We start from the raw sequence: 2778 nt of genomic DNA, 5'->3' as shown, positions 1-2778 counted from the left end.
ATCCGCAAATTCGACTCCGCCGCCGGCGGCTCTGAGGTCGTCGGCGAGTGTGCGGGCGACGTGATGGGTGAGCGAATTCGGATCGGCGTGGGCTACGACGACGAGACTGTTCATTGGGTTCCCTTCGATGGGGCGGACGGTATGTACCAACCGTAGGTTACTATTAGTACATAACGCAAGGAGGTGTGTTCGATGGTGAGAACGAGGTTGTCGAAAGCCGAGCGGTACAGCCAACTCGTCGACGTGGCCTGGGCGGTGGTCCGGGCGGACGGCGCGGATGCTCTGACGCTCGGTCGGTTGGCCGAGCGCGCCGGCGTCGCAAAGCCTGTGGTCTACAGTCACTTTCCCTCTCGCGCTGCGCTTCTCGCGGCGCTCTTCACCGAGTACGACGAGCGGCAGTCGGCAATGTTGGACGACTACCTCACCGCGGGCCCCGAGACCCTGGACGGACGGGCCAACGCCATCGCCAACTCGTATGTGGGGTGCACGTTGTCGCAGGGGCCGGAGTTGACCGGCGTTCTCGCGGCGCTCGAGGGGTCTCCCGAACTCGAGCGCGTCAAGCGCGAAGCCGACCTCGCGTACTCGCAGAAGTGCAGCGCCGCGCTGGCGCCGTACGCGGAGACGGGAGACATTTCCGACCCGTCGATGACAGCACTGTTCGGTGCGGCCGAGGCGCTGTCGAAAGCCGCGGTGACGGGTGCGCTCAGCGCCGACGACGCTCGCAGTGAATTGGCAACGGTCATCGTCGCGGTCGTCTCGAGGTCGTGAACGGCTTCGAGCTACGCCGACGGGGCCGGCCAGGGAAGCACTGTGAGGTGTGGCCACACCGAAGTCCATCGAGCTGCTTTCGCCTCGTAGACGTGGCGCATCGGTAGCAGCGGGTTGGGCCTGATCACGCCCGCGAAGACGTCGTCGAAACCGTGCGGGGCATAGACCCGGCGGGTACCCGCAGGCTCCGTCCTCACCCCGAAACAGCATGTGGTGGAGACGAAGTGGTCGATGGCGTCTTCGCTGCTGGTGAACGGACGGATTACCGAGCCGAAGTGCTTCTCGTACCAGAGATGGACGCGAGCCTGATTTCGTACCTCGACGTCGACGCCCAGATCTTCGAACAGTTGCGCGGCACGCCGGATGATCCGGTCCTCGGCGTCGTAGGAAAGGTCCGAATCGTCGAAGTAGAAGAAGTCGTAGTCTCGAATGCCCGTCTGAGTAGCGTTACCCGACACCTGATTCCACACCGTCTGGAAGAGCCCGCCCGCGGTGAGATACCAATTCGGCACGTCCAGACTCCGTGCGCGGTCCAGAATGCCTGTGACGGTCGGGTTCGTTTCCACGGCCGCGAGGAAGAGGCTCTCGTTCACGAAACGAATCGTATGGTGTCCGCCCGTCGCCGGCGATACTCGGTCCGTAGACTCGGCAACCGAGCAGAGGAGCGCAGACAATGACTCGAATCGGCGTGGTGTTGCGGCCGGACTTGCCGCCGGAAACAATCGTGGACAGGGCGCGAGAGGCCGACGAAGCCGGTGTCGACGAGGTGTGGCTGTGGGAAGATTGCTTCTACTCCGGAGGAATAGCTACCGCCGCAGTGGTTCTCGCGAGTACGAGGGGCGTGTGTGTCGGTATCGGAGTCCTGCCCACGCCGCTGCGAAACATCGCGCTGACGGCGATGGAGATCGCGACGCTCGCCCGAGTGCACCCGGGTCGGCTTCGCGTCGGCCTCGGCCACGGGGTGCAGAGTTGGATGGGGCAGGTCGGAAACCGTGTGCAGTCTCCGATGACGTTGCTCAGAGAACAGATGGGGGCGTTGACTTCGTTGCTCGCCGGCGACACGGTGACAGTGCATGGTCGATACGTCGACCTCACCGATGTCGGGCTCGACTGGCCACCGCCGCAGGTTCCTCCGCTCTTGATCGGCGCGACCGGTCCGAAGACGCTTGCGCTCAGCGGCGAGCTGGCAGCGGGCACCATCCTGACCAGCGACACCGATCCCGAACAACTACGAGTGGCGTGCAACCACATCGCCGGTTCGCCGAAGCACGAGATCGTCGTGTACGTCGAATGTACCGACGACGACGAGGCTAGTGCCGCTCATCTTCGACGATGGATCGACGCAGGCGCGACCACCATCGTGTTGGAACCGGCAGCCGAGACCACCGATCTGACCGGACTGTTCGAACGCGCGGTACAGCTGCGAAGTGAATTCGGTTCTTAAGGAATGACTTTCGATCTAGCTTCTCGTCGCATCGTCGCTGTGCATCTCGACTTCGATCTGGCAATCGAGTTCGACGACCGCGCGGTGGTGGCATTCAGTGAGCTGACGGTGGGTGAGACATTGTTCGACGAGGACAACCAGTTCGAGGGCCTGCGCGCGCTCGCGACCTACGTCGACGGTGTGTGCGTCGGCGTCGACGTCGCACCATCGGGCGAGCTGACCCTGCACGTCGCAGGCAAGGCAGCATTGTCGGCGGCCCCCAGAGAAAGCGTCGAGTCGTGGGAATACACCGCACACGACGGATCGACGGTCATCTGCCTGCCCGGTGGCGACATCGAGACCGTCGACGCGCCCATTGCGCACCTCGCAGCCAGTACTGGCGACGGGAAGATCACCGAAAGTGCTACTGCCGTGCGCATCTCGGTGGGTGCGACCGGCGGAGTGCAATTCTCGGACGGTAGCGCACTGCGAATGGTTGTTCCGCTGAACGACGCCTACCTCATCCTTCGAGAGAGCGTGGTGTCGGCGCGTGAATCCGACGCGTCCACGAGCGTTCTGCTGTCCTC

General features: G+C 63.7%; 4 protein-coding genes. 3 read left to right on the top strand and 1 reads right to left on the bottom strand.

Annotated features, from left to right (window positions below; genetic code table 11):
- The first annotated feature begins 192 nt into the window (after positions 1–192).
- Positions 193–768 carry a TetR/AcrR family transcriptional regulator gene (locus WBQ44_RS06465; protein ID WP_495565899.1) on the top strand — a complete coding sequence of 192 codons (576 nt, stop codon included), beginning with the start codon at positions 193–195 and terminating at the stop codon, positions 766–768.
- A gap of 11 nt (positions 769–779) precedes the next feature.
- Here the strand turns inward: WBQ44_RS06465 and WBQ44_RS06460 are convergent, their stop codons facing one another.
- Complete coding sequence (locus WBQ44_RS06460) at positions 780–1361, bottom strand: nucleotidyltransferase family protein (RefSeq protein WP_495565898.1); 582 nt, start codon at positions 1359–1361, stop codon at positions 780–782.
- 80 nt (positions 1362–1441) lie between these two features.
- Here WBQ44_RS06460 and WBQ44_RS06455 point away from each other — a divergent pair, with 80 nt between their 5' ends.
- Both WBQ44_RS06455 and WBQ44_RS06450 read left to right on the top strand, forming a co-directional pair.
- On the top strand, positions 1442–2212 hold the full coding sequence (locus WBQ44_RS06455; RefSeq protein ID WP_495565897.1) for an LLM class flavin-dependent oxidoreductase: 771 nt from the start codon (positions 1442–1444) through the stop codon (positions 2210–2212).
- A 3-nt stretch (positions 2213–2215) separates the two neighbouring features.
- Positions 2216–2778: DUF6188 family protein (locus tag WBQ44_RS06450; protein WP_495565896.1), on the top strand; the 563-nt coding region annotated here is incomplete at its 3' end.

Source organism: Rhodococcus sp. (in: high G+C Gram-positive bacteria) (assembly GCF_049591685.1).
Classification (GTDB): Bacteria; Actinomycetota; Actinomycetes; order Mycobacteriales; family Mycobacteriaceae; genus Rhodococcoides.
Note: the sequence above shows the minus strand (reverse complement) of the source record. Positions and strands in the feature narration are given on the sequence as shown.